Genomic DNA, 22,085 nt, shown 5'->3' on the forward strand with positions numbered 1-22,085 from the left:
TGAGCGATGCATCCCTATTATGAGTTCATCGCAGGCGCCACTTACAGAGCTACAGCCGCAGGAGCCTTCCGGACTTTCTCGTCTGATCGTCGTCTCCAATCGGGAACCGTACGAACATCGCCATATCAAGGAACGGCTCGTCTGGGAGAAAACTTCCGGCGGCCTCACCAGCGCACTTGATCCCGTGATGAATCGACTGGGCGGCACGTGGATCGCGTGGGGCAGCGGCAAAGCCGATCGAGAGGTGGTGGATCATGAGATGACCGTCGAAGTGCCGCCTGATTCTCCAGCCTATCGACTCCGGCGTGTGTGGCTCGAAACCAACGAGGTCAAAGGCGGGTACCTTGGCTATGCGAATCAGGTGCTCTGGCCGCTGTGCCATATCACGCTGGACCGAGTCGAATACCGCAAGATCTATTGGCATGCTTACCAAGCGATGAATCGCCGCTTTGCGGAAGCGGTGCTCGCCGAGTTACAGGAACGACCGGGCTTCGTCTGGATTCATGATTTTCACCTGGCCTTGCTCCCGGGAATGATCAAAGCGGTCCTGCCGTCGCAACCAATATCGGTTTTTTGGCATACGCCATGGCCCGGTGCGGACGTCTTTCGGATCTGCCCGGAGCGTCGAGAAATCATTGAAGCCTTGCTGGCGGCCGATATTCTGACGTTCCAAACACCCACCTTCGGGCGAGCCTTCGTAGAGTGTGCGAAGGAATTCGTCGGAGCTGAATTCGACGCTTCCAATGAGCATCGGCTGCACTATCGAGGCCATACGACAGAGATCCTCGCGCGGCCGATCAGCATCAACTATCAGTCGCTCAATGAACGGGCACAGTCTCGCTCGATCGAGCGGACCATGGAGGATTTGCGAAAGCTGCATGTCTTCCACCCGGGCGTGCGGATCGGCCTCGGCGTGGACCGGCTGGACTACACGAAGGGTCTGTTGAAGCGCTTTTGGTCACTCGACGCTTTTTTTCAGCAGTATCCTCATTACCGAGGGAAGTTCACCTTCATTCAGATCGCCGTACCGACGCGGGGTGACGTCGAAACCTACCGCCGGTACCGTGAATTGATCCGAGAGACGGCGGAAGACATCAACAAACGGTACGGCTTTGCGTCCGGCCTCGGCAGCCAACAAGCGCTCCGCTGGCGCCCTATTGAACTGCGCGAAGGCCGGATCGGCCTCGACATCCTCGTGGCCTATTACCGGATGGCGGATCTCGCGCTCGTGAGTTCCGTGTATGACGGAATGAACCTCGTCGCAAAAGAATATGTGTCCTGTCAGGTCGATGAAAAGGGCGTGCTCCTGGTGAGTCAAATGGCCGGAGCGGCGGAGGAGTTGACCGAGGCGCTCGTCATCAACCCGTACGATCACGAAGGCGTGGCCGATTCCATCAGGGAAGCGCTAGAGATGCAGCCGGAGGCCCGGCGCGAGCGGATGCGCGGCATGCGCGCCTATTTAGAGACCCATGATATTCGAAATTGGGCCGACGATTGCCTGCGCGATGCGGGCCTGTTGTCCGAACAGGAGAACCACGTCGAGCGTTAACTGCCCTTCTAGTCGCTGTTGAGCTGCCGTCAATGATCGCGAGATGCCCTTCCGCCCTATCCGCAGCATTCGGTCCCACTTCCCATGTCACTTCTCAATGGTGATGAATTGGTTTTCCCACGGCCGGCCGGCCGGACATGTCATATTGAGTGTCCTCTGTATGCTGATCGTGCTCGCGACCGGCTGCACCATCATGCGCGATATGCTTCCCTCGGGCGCACGACAAAGCCCTCCGCCGCCGCACATGCGAGAATCCGTGATCGAGCGTGTTCAGGCGGCCGTTCGTCCGGATATTTCCCGACATCTCGGGGATCATGAGGCGACTGTGTTGCAGCAAATGGCTGAGGCCTCCCACAGGGCCGCTCAGTATAAGGCCGGCCTGTTGCTTCAAGGTCTGTCCGATCCCTGGACCGCCTTGACTACGCTCGAGCGCCACAGCCTCCTCGCAGCCGAAATGGCCGAAGGAAGCATCGAAAGCATTCCCGCTTTGCTCGACGTCCTGGAAGCCGGTTTGGATCGAACGGCCGTCTCCTTCGCTCCCGTTCCGTTTCCTCCTTCCATGGCCGGCGAGCAACTGCTCGACTTCTTCACAGATGTCCTGCAACAGGCCTACGAGGACCGTGAAAAGGCGCTCCGCAATTTGAGCCAGGACGAACGCGTCTTTCTCCATAACCATGCCGCGTCCATCGTCGAGCGATTCAGTCCGCATGCGTCGGAATTGAATCGCATGCAGGAGGAAGCGAAACGACAAGACATTGAATTTGTCCGCCTATTGATGGAGCGAATGGACTATTCCAGCATGATCGCCGCCGCTCAGCAGCTGACTCGTCTGGGCAATGAAACGTTCTTACGGCGGCTGACGGTGGCTTTCAGCAACAAGCGCCCGTTGTCTGACTCAATACCGGGCATCACAGGCGATGTGCTGCTGGCGCACCAGACTGCGTATGGTTTAATCGTCATCGGAGGGAGCGGCCCCAACACCTACAACCTCGATGCCCACTTCAGCGTCGTCATAGATCTCGGCGGCGCCGACACGTATCGCGGCGCCATTGGGGCAAGCCGAAACATTGAGCTCGGCCACAGCGTGGTCATCGACCTCGGAGGGAACGACCGGTACGATTCGTCCCCGCTTGGGCTAGGCACGGGGCGATTAGGTGTCGGCGTGGTCATCGATTTGGCCGGCGATGATGCGTATTACTTGGCACCCGGCAGTGGAGGAGCCGGATTTGCCGGTCTGGGTATTCTGTATGATGGGCGCGGCAATGATCGCTACATCGGCGGCCGCTTCTCGCTGGGAGCAGCCTTCGGAGGACTCGGCCTCCTGGTGGACCGGTACGGCGATGATGAATACCGCACCGATGGTTACGGCATCGGGCTGGGAGCGTCGCTGGGCGTCGGAGCCGTCATCGATGTCGACGGAAACGATGTTTATCGGTGCGGAGGGCGCTATCCCAGCAGCTACAATGAAGCGGAGCAACCGACTGCGCAGCCGGGCGATTCCGGCTTTCAATATGACTGCTTCGGCCTTGGTGTCGGAGTGGGAGCCCGTGTCATGGGGTCACGGGAGACGCAGTCGGGCTACAACCTCGCCGGCGGTTGGGGCTTGTTGCTTGATGTGGCAGGCAATGACCGGTATCAGAGCGACAATTTTTCCCAGGGCTTGGGATACTTCTTCGGCCTGGGCGTCATGATGGATCTCGATGGAGATGATATCTATACGGCCGCCCGCTATGGTCATGGGGCGGCGGCTCATTACGGCTTGGGGTTCTTTCTCGACCGGCATGGCAATGACCGCTATGAATCCTCCGGCCCTTTTTATAATGGCGCCGCCGCCTGGGATAAGAGCGCGGCCCTCATGATCGATGCCGGAACGGGTAATGATCAGTATCTCTTGGCCCTTTCAACGGGACTCGGCATCGCGGATCACGGGGCTTGGACCCTGTGCATTGATGAAGGAGGCGCCGATCGTTATCTCGTGGGACAAGGCCACGGATGGGGCCTGAACAAGAGCCTGGCAGGTTTCATTGATTTAGGCGGCCACGATACCTACCTGACCGGGTCGAGCCCGGGAACCGAAGGCCGGGGAAATTTCCGGACCCTCTTGCAAGGCGATCGCGGGCTTTTCATCGATAAATAGAGCCCCTTCGTTCTAAAAACCTCTGCCTTTCAGTCCGTTACCCGCCAACGGGTTGACTCACCGAGTCCTGTGGCTATCTCCCTTTCTTAGTACTCGTGCGAACTTTTTCTCGTGCGACTTGATTAATCGATGGGGAAGACTCGACCCCGGAATGGAGTCAACGGAGGGACCGATGACTGAAAGTCCACTGATTATGAATCTTCCTGTGCTGCCGGTGAAACGCACCGTGTTGTTTCCAGGTGTCTTGATGCCGTTGACTGTCGGCCGGCATCGCTCCGTGGCCGCGGTCGAGGCCGCGCTCAAGAGCGAAGATAAGACTGTCCTAGTCGTGGCTCAACGGGACGCGCATACCGAAGAACCGACTCTCGAAGACCTCTATACAATCGGCACCAAAGCCGTCATTAAACAGACCGCCCGGGGCGCCGAGGGACAACTGAACATTCTTATTCAGGGCTTGGAACGGTTTGTCCTGCTCAAGCTGGAGCAGAACGAACCCTATATGCTCGCGCGGGCGCGCCATCTTCCTGCTCCGTCCGACAGCGGTACGGAGACAGAAGCGCTGCATCGTGCGATTCTCGATGTCGTGACCGATCTTCCCAAGCTCATCCAGACACCCGGCATCCATGAAGCCATGCTAGCGCTGGGCGCGGAGAATGACCCGGTAACATTGGCTTACCGGATTGCGTCGCTGCTCAATTTAACCCTCGACGGGGAACAGAAGCTGCTCGAGGCTTCGTCTCGTGTCGATTTGCTGCGCAATCTGTACTCCGCCCTGTCCCGTGAAGTGCAGATCCTGCAGCTTCGCGACAAGATCGCCAGCGACGCACGGGAAAAAATCGGGAAAAATCAACGGGAATACATCCTGCGCGAACAGTTGAAGGCAATCCAGGACGAACTGGGAGAATCGAACGGTGAGGAAAGCGACATCGATCTCCTCAAGAACAAGATTGCCGAAGCCGAACTGCCCGATCACGTCCGCAAGGAAGCGGAGCGGGAACTCCGACGATTGGCGAAGATTCCGCCCAGTTCACCGGATCATCAGGTCATTCGAAGCTATCTGGAACTGGTGCTGGAACTTCCTTGGAAAAAGACCTCGGCCGACAGTTTGAACCTGTCCCGAGTTCGGGAAGTGCTCGATGAGGATCACTATGGGATCAAGGAAGTGAAGGAGCGGATTGTCGAGCATCTGGCCGTGCTTAAGCTGAACCCCGAAGCGAAGGCCCCGATTCTCTGCTTGGTGGGCCCTCCCGGTGTCGGCAAGACCAGTTTGGGCCAGTCAATCGCACGCGCCATGGGCCGCACGTTCGAGCGGTTCAGCCTGGGCGGATTGCATGACGAGGGCGAGTTGAGAGGACATCGCCGGACGTATGTCGGCGCCTTACCGGGTCGGATCATTCAAGCGGTGCGACGGGCCGGAGTCAACAATCCGGTTCTGATGCTCGATGAGGTGGACAAACTCGGGCGGGACTTCCGTGGCGATCCTGCGGCGGCACTGCTCGAGATTCTTGATCCGGCGCAGAACCATACGTTCCGGGATCATTATTTGGACCTGCCCTTCGATCTGTCGAAGGTCTTTTTCATCACGACGGCCAATACGCTGGACACGATTACCCAGCCGTTGCTGGACCGGATGGAGATCATCAGGTTGAACGGCTACAGCGAGAAGGAAAAACGCGAAATCGCGGTGCGCTATCTGTGGCCAAGACGGCTGAAAGAAGCAGGCATCAAAGGGGAGCAGGTGGACCTGCCGCACGAGGTGATCGACCATATCATCAGCCGGTACACCAGGGAGGCCGGAGTCCGGCAACTCGAACAGATGCTCGGACGGCTGACCAGAAAGGTCGCGATCAAATTTGCCGATCTGCCGGCGGAAGCGCCGCCGCAGACCATCGCGATCAAACAGGAGGATCTCGACGACTGGCTGGGACAAGAGCGGTTCATGCCGGAGGAAGCGAGAAAACAGCTGCCCCCCGGCGTGGCGACCGGTCTGGCCTGGACGCCGGTCGGAGGCGATGTGCTCTATATCGAGACGACGCTGCTTCCCGGTAGTCATGATCTCACGCTGACCGGCCAACTGGGCGATGTCATGCAGGAATCCGCGCGCGCCGCGCGCAGCTACCTGTGGAGTCACGCGGAAGCGATGGGGCTGGATATCTCGCGATTCAAACGAAACGGCGTGCATATCCATATTCCGTCCGGCGCCATTCCAAAGGATGGGCCTTCCGCCGGGATCACCATGGCGACGGCGCTGGCTTCGGTCTATGTCGGCAAACCGGTGCGGACCGATACGGCCATGACCGGAGAGATCAGCTTGAGCGGCCTCGTTCTGCCGATCGGCGGGCTCAAGGAGAAAGTCCTTGCCGCTCACCGAGCGGGCTTGAAGCGGATCATTCTGCCGAAGGCCAATGAAAAGGATCTCAGGGATATTCCCGAAGAGGTCCGGCAGGACTTGGAATTCATCCTGGTGCAGACCATTGATGAAGTGTTACGGGCCGCCTTCGACGGCAACGCCGAAGGCCTGTCCGAGACCAAACCTACCAATACTTCTACCGCCCCTCATACCACTGCCGCAGTCTCCTGACCCGCGTGGTCAGGCCCGGCGCCGACAGCGGCGCCGGGCCCAATCTCCCGGTAAGGTTCTGTCACGTTCTCCGACGGATATGTTAGAGTCTTTATCCGGCGGCTTTATGAGACCAGCTGATGGAGGTCTGTTATGGCACAGAAAACCGACGTGGGACCGATCGTGAAAGTCACCAGGAAAGATGACGAATGGCGGAAGCTCTTGACCGCCGACCAATACCAGATTCTGCGCCGCGAAGGAACAGAGCCGGCGTTCTACAATGCCTTACACGACAACAAGGCGACCGGCATTTATCACTGCGCCGGGTGCGATCTGCCGCTCTTCTCCTCCGAGCACAAATTCGATAGCGGCACAGGATGGCCGAGTTTCTGGCAGCCGCTCGCGCCGCAGGTCATCGGCACCAAGACGGATTTCAAGTTGATTCTTCCGCGGACTGAAGTCCATTGTGCGCGGTGCGACGGACATCAAGGCCACCTGTTCAAAGATGGTCCGCCGCCGACAGGCCTACGCTACTGTATCAACTCGGCGGCGTTGAAATTCGTCCCGGCTTGACCGGCAGGCGTCGAGGCGCAAGCCTCGACCACGCAGGCATCCTATTTCGCACCGGAGCCTCCGACAGGTTTGACTTAATCCCGGTGAAGATTTAGATTACGCATCCGAGATATTTCTTCATGCACAATCGTGTTTTCGGGCTGCCATTCCTTCTGCTTTCGACGGCCGTGGTCGCCTGCACGGCGCAAACCGACGCGGTTTCACAACACATCAATGCCTGTCTGCTCGTGACGGAAGCCGAGGTTGCGCTGGCGATCGGCACGCCCGTCTCGGCTCCTGAGAAACGCAGCGATACTCAATGCCTGTACCATGCCAAACGAAATGCCGACGAAACCGTGGTCGTGGAACTTGATCAGGCGCCAGATAAGGACAAAAAATCGCATTTCACCGCCGACCGGAAAAAGAATCAGCGGACATCGGTTTCTGATATTGGGGATGCCGCTTTCATCTCCGCCTCGCCACCGGGAGGGGTCCATCTGACTTTTCTGAAGGACGAGGCCCTGGTCACTCTGACGATCACTTCGCGGCAACAGGCCCCTCCTATTGAAGCCGTGACTAATTTGGGAAAAGCTGCGTCACGCCGGTTGGCTGCACACTTGCAGCCCGCTTCGGCTCCCTCGGCGGGCCTGGGCGCCATGGTTTCGTCTTCTAGTTGGACCGGAGATTGGTACGGATGTCGGCCTTTGGGATCGCTCAATGCAAGAGGACATCTCGTGCTCACACAGTCGGGCAACTGGTCATTGACTGCCGCGGTCGTCACACCCGGCACTGTTCTCGCCGATAAAGGCCACTGGCAGGTCGAGTCGTTTCAAGATATTCTTCACGGGACTTATCAACTCAATGGCAAGGAAGGCTTCTCCACGACCGGCATTCTCAATGTCAATTGGGATAAGGTAACCAAGGAGCAAGGCCCCTCCCGCTTTGACCGTATTCTGTACAAGTCTTTGACGGGAGTGCCGCACAAGGTGGCGGTCAAGCGTCTTCCTCCGGTAGAACCTGCCATGCTCGGGTCCTGGGAAGGATCAGCTAAGTATCTGGATCACCAGGAAGAGTTCGTCTGGTCGATCACGTCCAACAATGTATCGGAGTTCTATAAGGCGGTCATATGGAACGGCGAGATGGAGCGCGACGGAGATCGGTTCCGGCTGGTGACCACGCCGGTGAAGACCGCGCCATTCCAAATCAGGATGCTGAACGGCGAGCAACTTGAACTGACAGGCGGCGAGGACGCGCCCTCGCAATGGAGCCGCAAAGAATCCGTCCTTGCGCGCTGTTAATCAGTCCTCGGTGAACTTGATCCGGCTCGAATTCCGGCGTACACTCACTTCCATGAAAACATTCTTGGCAGTCATGCTGACAGTCCTCTTCGCGGGTCCTGTCTGGGCGGCGGACAAACGTCCGATTGCGGACGAAGGGGCCTTTGATTTTGATCAGCCCTTTGATATCGCAGTCAGCAAGCAGTTTCTACGTTCACTGCTCAACCGGGCCCTTGACGTGGTCGAAGATCATCTCGAATGGGGAGGCAACCTCCGGAGAGGGTCACAGGAGGGAGACCAGGAAGGCCGGTTTGAGCTCAAACTTTACCCGCAAGGCAAATCCCATTCGGAAGAGCACGTCGGCGCGGAAGGATCGTTTCGTTTCTCTCCGGAAGCCGGGAACAATGAATTCCATCTCCGTTTCAAATCCTCCAAAGAGCCGTCCGGTTCGTCCACGTCTGATCCAGCCGATTATCTGTAATTCGTTCGCCCAGCGTCCCTTCATTCCCTCGCCCTATCCTCTCACCGACTCAGCCGAGGAATCAGTTTCGTAAGAAACGGGTGACGAACGGCGCGCGGGCCCGGCTGCGCCATCATGCGTTGAGCTGGGACAAAAGGAGAATGTGGGCGGGCTCGGATTGAAATGCGGTGCGGATTTAAAAACGGAAACCGACGCCTCCCGAGACGATGTGAGTACGAAACGGCAAGGAGAATGACGGGCCGCCGGCTCCACCGGCCACTTCGCTTTCCCACTTATAATTGGCTACCATGTACTTGTACTCGCTGAAAAGAAAGAGCCGATCCGTCACGTTCACTCTACCTCCCCCAATCAACTGATACGCGAAGGCGGCATCCCCCGCATTTTCGTGAATCGTCCCCACCGAACTGTTCTGCACATTGATCGATCTGGCAAAGCCGCCTGACAGACCGACCCCCGCACCGACATAAGGTTGGATGACTTTGCCGGGATAGCGAAACAGCATGTTGGCCATGGCATTGAACACATTCAAACGAAAATCTGCGGTACGCGTGACTCCGCCGGAAACGGTCTGAGGCGCGTTGACCTTTCCGTTGAATCCGGACAATTCCGCTTCGAACCCGACGATCCGTCGGGCAAAAGCCGGGTAGATTCCGACCTTCAGCCCCCCGCCGAGCCCGCCTTCCACATTGGTATTGCTGTAGGGGTCGGTCTCGAACTTGAGCGCGCGATTGCTTGGAATAGTGCCGAGCATGAAGAGACCGACATACAATTCCCTCTTTTCCTCGGCCGTCTCCGACTGGTTCTGCTTCGCGGCTGCCGGAGGGGAAACCTTGGCATCCGGATCGGCTCCCATGGCTGGATGCATTGAGAGCGCGCACAATGCGACAATGGCGATCCCTACCCAAACAGCTCGTCCGATTACTGCCATTATTGGTCTCCTTCCGGCCGACATACCATACATGAACCAGGCGAACGCCGTTGATCGCCACCTGCTTGTCGTACCATGGAATCGGAATTGGAGAAAGGAATGACGGAGTTCTTGCAGGTCGCCCGGAAATCGGAAACGATCCCGGCGGTTCCGGCCGGCTGCGGCAGCTAAGGCAATAGGGCGATGAGGCGAACCGGCCCCCCGGTTCCATCCTTGATTTTCACCGGTAAGGCGATAAAGATTGCGCCGGCCTCCGGTACTTGTTCCAAATGAGCGATATTTTCCAATCCATAGAGGCCGGCGCCATTGATGAGTTGATGGACGATGAAATCAGACGATGGACCATGATCAATGCTGGCCGTATCGACTCCGATCCCGACGATCGTCCGCTCCGAGATCAAAAACTGTGCCGCGTCCGCCGAGAATCCCGGAAAATGGAGCGTGGCAGGATTGTCCGGTGTGATGCTGCCGAGATAACGGGCGCGGTCCGGCCATCGCGTTGCCCACCCAGACCGCATGACCACGATCGCCCCCGCCGGTATGCGGCCATGCCGCGCTTCCCAGGCCAGGACATCTTCTACGCGAAGGCGATAGTCGCCATCCCGCTCGACCGCCTCTCGCACATCGACGACGACGGCCGGAGCCACCAGGCGGTCGAGCGGAATCCTATCGACCGATGGCTGGTCCTTGGCAAAATGAATCGGCGCATCGATATGGGTTCCGGCATGTTCAGACACGAAGAAATCGGCCGAGGCATACCAATAACCCTGCGCGGTCATTCCCCAGGCCGTCCGATCTCGATGAAAGGGTTTATTGGTGGGCCATGCAATGCTGGAGTCGTCCAATGGGTAGGTGAGGTCGAGAAGCTTCCGCGCGTCGAGTTCCGCCGAGGCCGCGCTCCAAAGACACAGCACCAGAGCGGCCAACAAGCCGCCTCCGACCCGAATCAATGTCCCTTCTCTTTCATGTGAGCCGCTGCGCTTGTTCATGATTGCTCCAAGTTTCCAAATCGTTTCTCGGCCGCCCCTCGGTCGCACGACCAGAGACGATTGGTTTTATACTGTTCGAACCGACCGTCCGCCGCTTCCGACGAGACCCGCATCCGCAAGGCTTCCATTTCAGCCGCGGTCATGGGAACGAACCGCTGCACGATCCGGACGTTTTGCCGCAACACTTCAACCGAATCCACGCCGCTGACCAGCGTGGTGACGGGCAAGGACAGCGTATACCTGATCGCTTCCTCAGCCGACACAATCCCTGCGGCGACCGGCTTCCCGTTGCCGCAGAGAGACTTCATCGCGATCGGCGCGATGCCCTGCCGCGCGAGTTCAGGAAGCACCTGCCGCTCAAAGCTCCGAAATCCGGAGTCGAACACATTCAATGGAAGCTGGCATGTGTCGAACGGAAAGCGCTCACGCAGCAAAGCGAGATGGACGGAGGGATCCGTATGGCCGGTGAAGCCGATAAAGCGAACCTTTCCCTGCTGCTTGGCATCAACCAATGCCTCTGCCGGACCGCCCGGCCCAAAAATACGGGCCGGTTCATCCTCACACCCCACTTCATGAATCTGCCAGAGATCCAGATAATCCGTACCCAGGCGCCGGAGCGACTGCTCGAGATGAAGCAGCCCCACCTTCTTGCCGCGGCCATGGGTGCACATTTTGGTCATGAGAAACACTTGCTGCCGCTTACCTTTCAAGGCCTTGCCCATCGCTTCTTCGCTGCGATTGTCGGCATAATCCCAGGCGTTGTCCATAAAGGTGATGCCCGATCCAATAGCCTCGTCCACGACGCGCATCCCTTCCTCAGGGCTTTTTCTGAGCAAATGGCCGCCTCCGATCCCGAGAATCGGCACCTCGATCCCCGTTCGCCCCAATGGCCGTTTCGGAATGGCTCCACCAGAAGGCCGATGATCTTCAGGCCAGTCGGCATCGGCCCATCCTTCGGTCAGTTGCAATGCGCCACCGAATACAACCGTCGAACCGAGCCATCCAAGCCGTTTCAAGGCCTCTCTTCGATTGATGGCTGCGTCGCGTGTCGAATCGTGATTGTTCTCTCGTCCCGCCATGGAGGCCTCCTCTTTCGCCTTGAAGCGGTTTGTCGTTCGTCCAGCGACGTACCGTACGCCTCCCGCCGGCCGGACTTCAAGCCCGCATCATTCCGGGACGGGACGGACAGCGGGCCCACCAACATACTGAAATCGCACGGCTTTCGTCATCCTCAAGTTTCCCACTGTCCCACCGATACCATACCGGGCAGGTTCGTAGTATCCAACACTACGTAAGAAGATAGGGAATGCTTCCACGGCACCCGATGGCATCTTCGTTCGAGAGCAAAGAGCTACAATCGCTCCGATCCGTGCAGGTGGAGGACCTGCGCTTGGGCATGTACATCCATCTGAATTGCTCATGGTTCCTTCACCCCTTTTCTCGACAACAGAATTGTCCGACCGGAAGGTAGGATTGGTCCTCAGTCTGAATGCCGAGGCCCGGATGAGGCCGATGATCCTCCTCTATGACCCCTCGGCGACCGGCGATCAGCCCACTGTCATCGATTTGGCCGAGGCGCCGGCCAATTCATTGTCCGCGGCTTACCGAAACAGCACCTGACGCCGGCCATGGCGAGTTACTTGAGCTTCCATCGTTGGACCGGATACTTCATCGAAACCTCTCTCAAGACATTCAAGGATTTCGTCTAACGATCCAGTCCAGCCATCGATTTGGCCACGGCGCCGGCCGATTCATTGTCCGCGGCTTGCCGAAACAGCACCTGACGCCCTGGCGCGGCGGCGCCGTCGTATGGTATTCCCCTGCATGCCGACCGGCTCGATTCTGTTGCTGATACCCCCGCTCACGCAGCTGAACACCCCCTATCCGTCCACGGCTTATCTCACGGGATTCTTGCGCTCCCGAGGCTATGTCGTGTCCCAAGCCGATCTGGGCATCGAGATGATGCTGTCGGTATTTTCAGGCCCAGGGCTTCAACAGATTTTTGGCTTGGTCGGCGAGAGCGTAGCGCGCCTGCCTGGAGAAGCCCGCCAGATGCTCGCGCTCCAAGACGCGTACCTCGCCACCATCGATCCGGTTATTTCATTCCTGCAAGGGCGCGATCCCATGTTCGCTCCTCACCTCGCGCGAGAGGGATTCTTACCGGAGGGCCCGCGGTTTGCGACGGCGCGCGAACGCAATGCCGTCCGTCGTCAAGACATGTCACTGGCGGATGCGGCTCGTTACCGTGCCACTCTTTACCTCGAGGATCTCATGGACCTGGTCGCTGAAGTGATTACGCCGCATTTCGCCTTGAATCGCTATGCGGAGCGCATCGGGCGTTCCGCTTCATCGTTTGAGACGATTGAACGAGCATTGCAAGCCCCTCTTGCCTTGACCGATGAATTCCTCATTCAGGCCTTGTGGCGGCATGTGGATCGCCATAATCCTTCGATCATCGGCTTGACGGTTCCGTTTCCCGGCAATCTATTCGGCGCCTTTCGCATCGCACAATCACTGAAGAAACGCCGTCCGCATCTCACGATCGTCCTCGGTGGCGGCTATGTGAACACGGAACTACGCCGCCTCTCGGACCCCTCGATCTTTAACTATGTCGATTACATCACGCTGGATGATGGAGAACGGCCCTTCTTGTGCCTGCTGGAATACCTCGAAGGCAGACGCGACCCGGCGCTGCTCTCCAGGACCTACCGTCGCGAGGACGGACACGTCCGGTTCTCCAATGGCTGTCGAGAGCCGGACCTGTCGATGGAGGAGCTCGGAACGCCGACGTACGACGGCCTCAATCTCGACCGCTATGTCTCAATCCTCGACAGCGTCAACCCCATGCACCGGCTGTGGTCGGAAGGACACTGGAACAAACTCACGGTGGCCCACGGGTGCTACTGGAAACAATGCACGTTTTGCGATGTCGGGTTGGATTACATCAGTCGTTATGAGGCGGCCCCGACCACGATTCTTCTCGATCGCATTGAGACGTTGGTACGCGAGACCGGCCGGCGCGGGTTTCATTTCGTGGACGAGGCCGCTCCTCCGGCCGGCCTGAAGGCCCTGGCCTTGGCCTTGTTGGAACGGCGTCTCGCGATTTCGTGGTGGACCAACATCCGATTTGAAGAAGCCTTCACGACGGATCTTTGCCGGCTCCTCGCAGCATCGGGATGCATCGCCATGTCGGCCGGCCTTGAAGCTGCGTCCGACCGTCTCCTCTCGGCGATGAAAAAAGGCATCACCGTGGATCAAACCGCCGCGGTCGCTTCCGCCTTGCGGAACGCCGGCATCCTGGTCCATGCCTATCTGATGTACGGGTTCCCAGGACAAACGATTCAGGAGACGATCGATAGCCTTGAACGGGTCCGCCAACTCTTCGCAGCCGGCCTGTTACAGTCCGCATTCTGGCATGAGTTTGTCGCCACGGCGCATAGTCCCATCGGCCTCGCCCCCGCCGCCCACGGCATTACCGTCCATGGGCCCACCTTCGGCGGTTTCGCGGAGAATGACCTCCTCCACCAGGATCCGGCGGGCGCGCGGTCCGAATGGATCGGCCCAGCGTTGCGGACGGCGCTGTTCAATTATATGGAGGGAAACGGATTGGAAGCGGATGTGCGCTCCTGGTTCGACCGCCCGCTCGCGCCTCCGTCTGTCAGACGCAACTGGATCCGCCGGGCGCTCTCCGCCAAGCAGGACATTCCCGAAACCGCTCAGGAACGACGAGCCGTGTGGGTCGGAGGAAGACCGGTGTTCGAATCCGTGGGTCAAGCGCGAGCCAAGCTCATTTTGCCCACTCGCGGGGCAGATGTCGTACTCTCGCTTCCTCCAGCCCAGGCTCGCTGGCTTGCCGACTTGATTCGTGCAGCCACCCCCGAGGAGAGATCTCATCGTGCCGGCTATCCTCGGCTCATTGACATTCGAAAACAATTCGAGAAGGCGGTGCGGCAGGACTTCGGCGAATTCCGGAATGGGACGGCCTGGCAAAAAACTCGAAAGGCGGGACTGTTGTTGGTGTAGACCGCGATAACGAAGAGAAAGGTCCGATGAAAAGAAAGGGAGCCGGTGTTCGGCGGCTCCCTTTCTTGGACCGGCTGAAAACTATTTGTTAGGCTGAGGGGTGTACCGCAGATAGGGCTTGACCGACTTGAACCCTTTCGGAAACAGCGTCTTCGCTTCGGCGTCGCTGACCGCCGGGGTAATGATGCAATCCTGCCCTTCCTTCCAATTCACCGGCGTCGCGACCTTGTATTTCGCCGTCAATTGGAGGCTGTCCACTACCCTCAGCAACTCGTCAAAATTCCGCCCGCACGAAGCCGGATAGGTCAGCATGAGTTTGATTTTCTTATCCGGTCCGATGACGAAGACCGACCGCACCGTCATATTGTCGAGCGCGTTGGGGTGAATCATATCGTAGAGCGTGGCCACCTTTTTGTCCGGATCCGCGATCAACGGATAACTGACCGTGCAGTTCTGCGTCTCATTGATGTCCTTGGTCCACCCCCGGTGTGAATCGAGCGGATCCACGCTGATCGCCAGAATTTTCACTCCGCGCTTGTCGAACTCCCCCTTGATCCGGGCCATGTACCCGAGTTCCGTGGTGCACACGGGGGTGAAATCCTTCGGATGGGAAAACAGGATCGCCCACCCGTTGCCGATCCACTCATGAAAGTTGATAGATCCCTCGGTCGTTTCAGCCGTAAAATTTGGTGCCTCATCTCCCAATCGTAGAGCCATATCGTCCTCCTTCTGCCTAAAAGGTCATCTCGTTGTTGTGAGAAGATTGAGTACCCTACCGTGTCCACGATGCTTGGTTCAAGGGGTACCTGCGGCCCGTTCAGGCGCCCGACAAATTTAGCTTGCAGCGCACCTGCTCGCCGCCGGACGCGCCAAGTTCGACATCCAGCAAAAAGACACGGTCTTCACTCATATGATTGTCCTCTCGCTCCCGCTTCGGTTGCTGCTCCGCTTGTGCTCCTTTATCCTGATCGCTCGGGATGTCCTGATCGCTCTCTTTCAGTTGATCCGTTCGGTTCCCCTCATGCTGCTGTTTCGCTTGCGTTTCCTGATGCCCCTGATTTGCTGTTTCTCCAGGGCGCTCCTGGCCCGCGTGATTCTCCCCGACAAGGAATTCCCTGATTCGCACGGCCCGATTCTGCGCGAGCTGGCGGAGTTCGACCTCGGTGACCTGTCGGGTGGCAGCGAGTTCATTCATCACCTCCTCACCCGACATCACCCGTTCGACCGCCTTCCCCCTGGCAATTTCTTCCCGTTTCATCGGTTGTTTACCGAATTGTTCAATGTACAACTCGTTCAACAATTCCAATCTGCGATCGGCCGAGGGTGGTGACGCGGCGGCCTTCTTGTTCGTTTTCGCATAGCGTGCCAGCATGGCCGCTTCGACCTTTTGCTGTGCGAGAGCACGCCCGTCCAGCGATGGGTCCGCGCGGCCTTCCACTTCCAGACGCAATGCAGGCCGCTCATTCAGCGCCTTTTCCAGCGTCTGCAGCTTGCCGCGGTCTGCATCCGTCAATTCGGCGCTGCCCGGGTCGAAGGCTACATACTGAAGTTCCTCGCCGTTGCCGCCGACCAGATTGCCGATAGCGGCAAACGGCGACGCGGCGACCTTGGTAATCAAGTTGACCAATGCGTCCAACAGCACCTGTCCATACTTGAAATCCGGTTCATTCAAATCTCCCCGCACCGGGAGATCGATCTCGATTTTGCCCTGCCGATCCTTCAGCAAGGCCACCGCCAACCGGACGGGTAGCGAGGTCGCATCCGGGCTGTCGGTCTTCTCTCCGAAGGTGAATTGGTCGATCACCACCTTATTTTCCCCATGGAGCTGATTCTTTGAGACCTGATACATGAGATCCAGATAAAGTTTTCCCTTTGTGATGGGATATCCCGCGTACTTGCCGGCATAGGGCGAGGCGGCAATGAGATTCACATTGTCGAAGAGGACTTTGAGGTCCGTATAGGAGGTTTCGCTGAGGGGATTGATCTGTCCCTGGATCTTCATCGGCGCGATCTTATCCACCTTCCCGGCGAGCGACACCTTGGCTCGCGCCACCTCCTTGGACGAAAGGCCTTTGATTGTTCCGGTCAATTCCTGAATTCCCGTGATGACGGGAGGTTCAATGGATTGATCGACGAATGTCATGTCCATTTTGACTAACTTGACCGTATCGAAGGCGACCGGCGGCATAGGGGCCTTCCCGGCCGTTTTCACTTTTTTGGCTTTCGGAGGCTTGGCCGGAGCCGCGCCGCTCCCGCCGGCAATTCGGGACAGATTCAGCGTCCCGTCGGCGTCCTTCACCACCTGGATGGACGGCGCTCGCCATTCGATTTCGCCGACTTTGACCGAGGTCGGATTGAGCCGGATCGCCATTTTCGTCAGCGCAAGGGAATCCCATGAAACGGCTGGTTTTTTCGAGGCGCGATCGGCAAGTTCAAAGTCCGTGATGGACACCTTGCCGTCGTACGCCAGCAACGGTTCATCGACATGCTTTTCCGCATACCGGACTGCTCCGTCAAGGTGCAGCTCCCCGCCGTCTATATCCGCCTGCACAAACCGGTCGGCATAGGGCTGAAACGGCATGAGCCTGATGTGGGAGAGATTGAGGCGCAGATCCGCACGCATGGGATTCAGCCCCATTGAGCCTTCCGTTTCCACGTGCCCGGTCTTGTTGAGCGTAAGCCCCACCGCGACGTTCATCGGCTTCGCAAAAGGCACCCGCACATCCTTCACCGTTACCCGCATGTCCTCGATGCTCATCTGAGCCGTGGGAGACAAGGATCGATCTTCGAATGTGACCCCGTAGTCATTGACCTGAACTGTTTTCACCATAACGGACCAGGGTTCGGCTTCTTTTGTCTGGGCCGGCGCCTGGCCGGACGGGGGAGCGGGCACATCACGGTCTTCCGAATCAGGCGAGGCCAGAAGGGGGACATAATTTACCGAGCCATCCGGTTCAAGCCAACCGCGGATCCGTCCCTGATCGGTCTTAATGGTTCCCATCTTGATGTCACGGCCCGCCAGATCAAGGCGCATTTCGTCGATCTTGATCGATGGAATCGATATCAGCGGCTCCTTCCCGCCTCTCTCCGCCAATCGAAAATCGCGCAGCGCAAGCTTTCCGTCATTGACGCGAAAGTTGATGGGATCGGCCCGCAGGTCGAAGGAATACCGAATATCAAGGTCGAGCGCCGCCGACTTCAAATCAAATTTGAAGCGGTCTTGTACGCCGCGCCAAAAGGTCAGTAGATCGATATTGGCCAGGGATATTGTCCCATCCGATTCGAGTGGTTCAAGCGAGAATGTGCCGTTCCATGAAAAGGTCTCACCCTGCCCGAATTCAGCGGTAAACGCATAGGGATTCTCCTTGCCCGGCTTGGTGCTGAAATTGCGCAGCAGGATCTCGATCGGGACCACATCAATCATGACCGGCTTCTTCTTCGACTCGTCTCGGAACTCCAATACGCCCGATTGAATTTGAATCAAGCCGACTTGGACCAACGGAATCTCCGCCTTCTCTGCCCTAGCCGGCGGCGGCGGTGGAGTCTCGGATCGAGGTGGAAGCAGTCCAAGAAGATTCAGCTTTTTGTCGGGAAGGATTCTGGCCGACACAAACGGCAGTACCACATTGATTTCGTTGAAGGCATAGGCCTGCTTGAACAGCGAAATCAATGCTTCAAAATCGATGAACAACTCGTCGAAGCCAAGGATTGCCCTGTGATCAGGTTCCTGAATTTCGAAACCCGTGAGCCGGATCGATAGGGCGAAGGGGTTGATTTGTACATCGTGGAGCAAAACGGGTCGTTGAAGCTTTTCGGAAACGGCCTGAACGCCGTAGCGCTTCACGAGATAGGGCGCCACGACGAACCCGAGCAATGCGTAGAGACCCACCACCAGGATCAAGGTCAGAATGAGGTGTCGAAAGCGATAGAGCAATGTCATGGCATCATTGGTGCGCCCGGCTGGAATCGAACCAGCGACCCACAGCTTAGAAGGCTGTTGCTCTATCCGACTGAGCTACGGGCGCAGAATGTAAAAACGCGAGGTTGCGAGGGATGGCCTACAGCCTGATGCTCGATTTCGCTGTTTTGTGCCATTTCTTGTGCCATCCCGTCAAGCGCCGCATGACTCGGTTTACGACACGTCAAGCGTTCCAGCGATTGGACGGCGGTCCGCAAATGCATGGGACTGGGTCATAGTGAAACTCTTGTGGCTTAGAACCTCTTGAATCTCTTTCAGCGGCCGTCCGCGCATGATTGTATGGCTTGCTGCGGTATGCCATAAATCATGTGAATTGAAAATCAGGGTCAGCCGCCCGCTCCAGTGCGTTTTCACACGCGGTTCAAACCTGACCCACGCCTGGCCGTCTCGTCGTTTAGAGACTCTCCCTTTCCGTTGAATCGGGTCCGATTCAATTTCAGTAAGCGCACTGATTGCATCTTTATTCAACGGCACACCCCGAGGGTCACCATTCTCCGTATCGTAGAGGGTGATTCTCGCATTCCAGATCCTCTTTATGCTTCTCTTGCCAGCGCAGTCGCTATGGCCCGTTCCGCTAGACGTGCCATGACGGAGTACCCCTGGCGGTTAGGATGAACCCCATCATCACTAAGTTCGGACCTCAAAAGCCCTTGGCCATCATTCATAGCAGTGTAATAGTCCAAATACACCGCACTGTATCGATTAGCCAGGCCCTTGAGGATCTCGTTGAGTGCCTCGATTCGTTCAGGCGGCCGGCTTTGACTACGAACGAGAGGTTTGCCCACTTGATCGTGCCCATGATCATGCGTCGCGCCTGTTCACGTTCTTCCATGAGTGCCGATGTTGTCTTGATAATCCATTCAAATCGGCGCGTCTTCCGCCCAGCCCTGCACAAATTCCTTCTAGCCTGTACGGTTCGCCCTACAGTTCAATCCCGTCCAAATTGGTGAAGCGTTGATTGTATTGACGTATTGAACTCTCATGGATGCCCATCCGATGGCATCTTCATTGCTTGGGCTCGTCCCGGTATTCTTAGCGGGGGGCTCATCATGAAAGTTCGTCTATGCTGTCTGGTATCGGGCTTATCGTGTTTCTCCTGTCGATGACCATAGCCCCCCGAGGCCGAATCACGCCTGAGTCTTATGGTTTGTTGATATCTGGGGGCTGCTCGTTTGAGGAGAAGAAAGGCCTGACCATGCCGGTTCAACATGTCAAACCTTCGGTCTTGATACAGAAGCACCCGAATGCGGCTTGTGCGAATTGTAGGCGGGAAGCCTATGAGCACTCGGAAGATCGGCTTTGGACCATATGGACTCCTGCGATGTACTACTGCCCGACATGCGCTTCGGATGAAGGCATAGGACCAAACGATTACTGATCGCCCTGCCGGTACCACGCTCTCAACTGTCGCACCTGCGGCCGATCCGTTTATTTGGGGGAAGATTGAGACGGCGTTGGCTTGTCCAACGGCCGGGCCACCAATGCTCCGCATTCGCAACATTGCAGTGTGTTCGTGGTGTGGCCGTCCCGATCACGCACATGCTCTAAAAGCCGGGCATGCATGCAGTGCGCCGGATCGACCTTTTCTGCCGAAGCCTCACCGCCATTCGTCATAGAATAGGGCCTCCTAGCCATAGCGCAGTTCACTAAGCTGTTGGCCCCATGGTGGGGAAATACGTTCATTCTGTCAAGGAGCCGTTTGCCTTTAGCGTTATAACTTACTAAATCATGTTAGGTAGTTGTTCCAAGTTCAATCGGCAGCAAGAGGACGCTCTGCCTAATCAGGCGCGCTGAGTCACGAAGCAGATGGTTCACCGGAGGGCTTTATCCCGTCGCCACGACCCATCGAAGAAGGTTGCTGGCGGCGCTTATCCGGCGCCGGCAAATACGATGAAGCGATGAAGAGGCGACGGGTCGCACGAAGAAGTTCGCTGGACTCCAGGTCGAGCAAGCTCTGTTGTGCAAGGAATTATTCGGGCAGCATGAAGGGTTTATCTGCGGGCGTCAATGAAGAGAGGCTTCGCCTGAAATCCTCTCGACGCTCGATCTATATTTTCACACTATGGTCGGGGCGAGAGGATTTGAACCTCCGACATCCTGCTCCCAAAGCAGGCGCGCTACCGGGCTGCGCTACGCCCCGACTGTATGGCTGTCAAATCGCATGGTTCGGAGAAGTTCTTTAGCCTTCCCGAAAGCCCTAGCCCGATGGCTGACTCGATTCTTTTCTGCTTGAGACATCTGGGCCAATGTTTTCCCGGATTCTGGAATAAAGAACACCGGATCATAGCCGAATCCTTGCGAGCCGATTTCGCGGTCGGTAATGATCCCCTCCAACGAGCCTTCCACGGCAGCTGATTGGCCGGTGGGAAACGCGATGGCTGCGACGGTGATGAATCGCGCCCCGCGCCGTTCTCGCGGCACTCCTTCCAGTTCGCGCAGCAGTTTGGCGCAATTGTCCTTATAGGTGGCGGCTTCCCCGGCATACCGGGCTGCACGGACCCCTGGCTGTCCCCCCAAGGCCTCCACCATGAGGCCCGTGTCATCGGCGATGGCCGGAAGGCCCGTATGCCGTGCAATCTCCGTCGCTTTCTTTATAGCGTTGGCCTCGCAAGTCGCCCCATCTTCGACCACATCCGGCGCCTCGGGAAATTCCGCCAGGGTTCGGATAACGTAGCCCTCGCCTCCCAAGAGCGCCTTGAGTTCTTTCCCCTTATGCTGATTTCTCGTCGCCAACACGAGTTCGGTAATCATCCCAAGGGACCAACCAATGATTTCTGAAGTTCAACTAGTTCTTCGATCGCCTTCCATCCCAAATTCAGGAAATCATCCATATCCTTCTTATGAAACGGAGTCCGTTCGGCCGTGCCCTGGATTTCAACGTACCGGCCGGCGCCCGTCATGACGACATTCATGTCCACTTCGGCGAGAGAATCCTCTTCATACGCCAGATCCACCATGACTTCCCCGCCTACTTTTCCTACCGAAATGGCAGCCAAGTAGTCTGTCAGCGGAGTTTTTTTCAGCAAGTCCTTCTTCTTCAATACGGCAAACGCATCGGCCAGCGCAATGAATGAGCCGGTAATCGAGGCGGTCCTCGTCCCTCCGTCCGCCTGGATCACATCGCAATCGATCCAGATCGTCCGTTCCCCCATCTGCGACATGTCGGTCACGGCCCGCAGCGCCCTTCCGACCAACCGCTGAATCTCCAGCGTCCGGCCTCCTTGTTTGCCTTTGACCGCTTCACGCGGCGACCGATCATGCGTGGCGCGCGGAAGCATGGCATATTCCGCCGTCACCCATCCTTTCCCCTTGTCACGGAGGAATGGAGGAACCTTCTCTTCGACGGAAGCGGTGCAGATCACTTTCGTGTCGCCCATTTCCATCAAAATTGAGCCTTCCGCATGTTTGGTGAAATTTCTAGTGACCCTGACCGGCCGGATCTGGTCCTTCCGGCGCCCATCGAACCGTATCAAGTTTGATCCATTCCGTATCACGCCCACTCTCCTTCCAGCCAATGAAACGTGCAAATTATAGTGAAGGGGGTGCGAAAGAGCAAATAGCTGAACACCGGTGGGGCGGGTCTGTGTCAATTCTCTGGCACGCCGGCTTC

At 57.6% G+C, this 22,085-nt stretch carries 18 protein-coding genes and 2 tRNA genes; 8 read left to right on the forward strand and 12 right to left on the reverse strand.

Going from position 1 to position 22,085, the window contains the following annotated elements; genetic code table 11:
* Window positions 1–19: 19 nt before the first annotated feature.
* From ACWGXE_RS11540 to ACWGXE_RS11565, 6 genes are all read left to right on the forward strand, one after another.
* On the forward strand, window positions 20–1,549 hold the full coding sequence (locus tag ACWGXE_RS11540; protein WP_447597917.1) for an alpha,alpha-trehalose-phosphate synthase (UDP-forming): 1,530 nt from the start codon (window positions 20–22) through the stop codon (window positions 1,547–1,549).
* 160 nt (window positions 1,550–1,709) lie between these two features.
* Complete coding sequence (locus ACWGXE_RS11545; protein WP_447597918.1) at window positions 1,710–3,686, forward strand: hypothetical protein; 1,977 nt, start codon at window positions 1,710–1,712, stop codon at window positions 3,684–3,686.
* A 172-nt stretch (window positions 3,687–3,858) separates the two neighbouring features.
* Entirely contained in the window at window positions 3,859–6,267 is a 2,409-nt protein-coding gene (gene lon, locus ACWGXE_RS11550; protein WP_447597919.1) for an endopeptidase La, read from the forward strand.
* 132 nt (window positions 6,268–6,399) lie between these two features.
* Window positions 6,400–6,819, forward strand: a complete 420-nt coding sequence (gene msrB / locus ACWGXE_RS11555; protein ID WP_447597920.1) for a peptide-methionine (R)-S-oxide reductase MsrB — start codon at window positions 6,400–6,402, stop codon at window positions 6,817–6,819.
* A 119-nt stretch (window positions 6,820–6,938) separates the two neighbouring features.
* Window positions 6,939–8,096 carry a hypothetical protein gene (locus ACWGXE_RS11560; RefSeq protein WP_447597921.1) on the forward strand — a complete coding sequence of 386 codons (1,158 nt, stop codon included), beginning with the start codon at window positions 6,939–6,941 and terminating at the stop codon, window positions 8,094–8,096.
* A gap of 52 nt (window positions 8,097–8,148) precedes the next feature.
* Entirely contained in the window at window positions 8,149–8,556 is a 408-nt protein-coding gene (locus ACWGXE_RS11565; protein WP_447597922.1) for a hypothetical protein, read from the forward strand.
* Window positions 8,557–8,731: 175 nt separating this feature from the next.
* Here ACWGXE_RS11565 and ACWGXE_RS11570 read toward each other — a convergent pair whose 3' ends face one another.
* The 3 genes from ACWGXE_RS11570 to ACWGXE_RS11580 all read right to left on the reverse strand — a co-directional run bounded on the left by ACWGXE_RS11570 (window position 8,732) and on the right by ACWGXE_RS11580 (window position 11,552).
* Window positions 8,732–9,484, reverse strand: coding sequence for an outer membrane protein (locus ACWGXE_RS11570; protein ID WP_447597923.1), 753 nt, complete (start codon window positions 9,482–9,484; stop codon window positions 8,732–8,734).
* Window positions 9,485–9,651: 167 nt separating this feature from the next.
* Window positions 9,652–10,473, reverse strand: a complete 822-nt coding sequence (locus tag ACWGXE_RS11575; RefSeq protein ID WP_447597924.1) for a cyclase family protein — start codon at window positions 10,471–10,473, stop codon at window positions 9,652–9,654.
* Window positions 10,470–11,552 (reverse strand): aldo/keto reductase, encoded by a 1,083-nt coding sequence (locus ACWGXE_RS11580; RefSeq protein ID WP_447597925.1) that lies wholly within the window; start codon window positions 11,550–11,552, stop codon window positions 10,470–10,472. Before ACWGXE_RS11580 ends, ACWGXE_RS11575 begins: the two co-directional genes overlap by 4 nt.
* A gap of 317 nt (window positions 11,553–11,869) precedes the next feature.
* Between ACWGXE_RS11580 and ACWGXE_RS11585 the strand changes: the two genes are divergently transcribed.
* Both ACWGXE_RS11585 and ACWGXE_RS11590 read left to right on the forward strand, forming a co-directional pair.
* Window positions 11,870–11,944: a hypothetical protein gene (locus ACWGXE_RS11585; protein ID WP_447603713.1), complete on the forward strand. Its 75-nt coding sequence runs from the start codon at window positions 11,870–11,872 to the stop codon at window positions 11,942–11,944.
* 338 nt (window positions 11,945–12,282) lie between these two features.
* Entirely contained in the window at window positions 12,283–14,496 is a 2,214-nt protein-coding gene (locus ACWGXE_RS11590) for a B12-binding domain-containing radical SAM protein (RefSeq protein WP_447597926.1), read from the forward strand.
* An 81-nt stretch (window positions 14,497–14,577) separates the two neighbouring features.
* Here ACWGXE_RS11590 and ACWGXE_RS11595 read toward each other — a convergent pair whose 3' ends face one another.
* The 9 genes from ACWGXE_RS11595 to rph all read right to left on the reverse strand — a co-directional run bounded on the left by ACWGXE_RS11595 (window position 14,578) and on the right by rph (window position 21,948).
* Complete coding sequence (locus ACWGXE_RS11595; RefSeq protein WP_447597927.1) at window positions 14,578–15,213, reverse strand: peroxiredoxin; 636 nt, start codon at window positions 15,211–15,213, stop codon at window positions 14,578–14,580.
* Between the two features lie 100 nt (window positions 15,214–15,313).
* On the reverse strand, window positions 15,314–18,436 hold the full coding sequence (locus ACWGXE_RS11600; RefSeq protein ID WP_447597928.1) for a DUF748 domain-containing protein: 3,123 nt from the start codon (window positions 18,434–18,436) through the stop codon (window positions 15,314–15,316).
* 8 nt (window positions 18,437–18,444) lie between these two features.
* Window positions 18,445–18,521, reverse strand: a tRNA-Arg gene (locus ACWGXE_RS11605).
* 107 nt (window positions 18,522–18,628) lie between these two features.
* Entirely contained in the window at window positions 18,629–18,949 is a 321-nt protein-coding gene (locus tag ACWGXE_RS11610) for a hypothetical protein (protein ID WP_447597929.1), read from the reverse strand.
* Between the two features lie 59 nt (window positions 18,950–19,008).
* The gene (locus ACWGXE_RS11615) at window positions 19,009–19,260 is read right to left on the reverse strand and encodes a GDSL-type esterase/lipase family protein (RefSeq protein ID WP_447597930.1); all 252 of its coding nucleotides are present in this window, start codon (window positions 19,258–19,260) and stop codon (window positions 19,009–19,011) included.
* Between the two features lie 643 nt (window positions 19,261–19,903).
* Window positions 19,904–20,089 (reverse strand): hypothetical protein, encoded by a 186-nt coding sequence (locus tag ACWGXE_RS11620; RefSeq protein WP_447597931.1) that lies wholly within the window; start codon window positions 20,087–20,089, stop codon window positions 19,904–19,906.
* A 449-nt stretch (window positions 20,090–20,538) separates the two neighbouring features.
* Window positions 20,539–20,615 (reverse strand) — tRNA-Pro (locus ACWGXE_RS11625).
* On the reverse strand, window positions 20,606–21,226 hold the full coding sequence (locus ACWGXE_RS11630; protein ID WP_447597932.1) for an XTP/dITP diphosphatase: 621 nt from the start codon (window positions 21,224–21,226) through the stop codon (window positions 20,606–20,608). Before ACWGXE_RS11630 ends, ACWGXE_RS11625 begins: the two co-directional genes overlap by 10 nt.
* Complete coding sequence (rph, locus tag ACWGXE_RS11635; protein WP_447603715.1) at window positions 21,223–21,948, reverse strand: ribonuclease PH; 726 nt, start codon at window positions 21,946–21,948, stop codon at window positions 21,223–21,225. The genes ACWGXE_RS11630 and rph overlap by 4 nt, the downstream gene beginning before the upstream one ends.
* Window positions 21,949–22,085: the final 137 nt, after the last annotated feature.

The sequence above is a fragment of the Nitrospira sp. Nam80 genome (assembly GCF_965152575.1).

Excerpts from the sequence above, each read along its gene's own strand:
- ACWGXE_RS11540 (WP_447597917.1), top strand. The coding sequence starts at position 20 with ATGAGTTCATCGCAGGCGCCACTTACAGAGCTACAGCCGCAGGAGCCT.
- ACWGXE_RS11545 (WP_447597918.1), top strand. The coding sequence starts at position 1,710 with ATGCTGATCGTGCTCGCGACCGGCTGCACCATCATGCGCGATATGCTT.
- lon (WP_447597919.1), top strand. The coding sequence starts at position 3,859 with ATGACTGAAAGTCCACTGATTATGAATCTTCCTGTGCTGCCGGTGAAA.
- msrB (WP_447597920.1), top strand. The coding sequence starts at position 6,400 with ATGGCACAGAAAACCGACGTGGGACCGATCGTGAAAGTCACCAGGAAA.
- ACWGXE_RS11560 (WP_447597921.1), top strand. The coding sequence starts at position 6,939 with ATGCACAATCGTGTTTTCGGGCTGCCATTCCTTCTGCTTTCGACGGCC.
- ACWGXE_RS11565 (WP_447597922.1), top strand. The coding sequence starts at position 8,149 with ATGAAAACATTCTTGGCAGTCATGCTGACAGTCCTCTTCGCGGGTCCT.
- ACWGXE_RS11570 (WP_447597923.1), bottom strand. The coding sequence starts at position 9,484 with ATGGCAGTAATCGGACGAGCTGTTTGGGTAGGGATCGCCATTGTCGCA.
- ACWGXE_RS11575 (WP_447597924.1), bottom strand. The coding sequence starts at position 10,473 with ATGAACAAGCGCAGCGGCTCACATGAAAGAGAAGGGACATTGATTCGG.
- ACWGXE_RS11580 (WP_447597925.1), bottom strand. The coding sequence starts at position 11,552 with ATGGCGGGACGAGAGAACAATCACGATTCGACACGCGACGCAGCCATC.
- ACWGXE_RS11590 (WP_447597926.1), top strand. The coding sequence starts at position 12,283 with ATGGTATTCCCCTGCATGCCGACCGGCTCGATTCTGTTGCTGATACCC.
- ACWGXE_RS11595 (WP_447597927.1), bottom strand. The coding sequence starts at position 15,213 with ATGGCTCTACGATTGGGAGATGAGGCACCAAATTTTACGGCTGAAACG.
- ACWGXE_RS11600 (WP_447597928.1), bottom strand. The coding sequence starts at position 18,436 with ATGACATTGCTCTATCGCTTTCGACACCTCATTCTGACCTTGATCCTG.
- ACWGXE_RS11620 (WP_447597931.1), bottom strand. The coding sequence starts at position 20,089 with ATGACGAATGGCGGTGAGGCTTCGGCAGAAAAGGTCGATCCGGCGCAC.
- ACWGXE_RS11630 (WP_447597932.1), bottom strand. The coding sequence starts at position 21,226 with ATGATTACCGAACTCGTGTTGGCGACGAGAAATCAGCATAAGGGGAAA.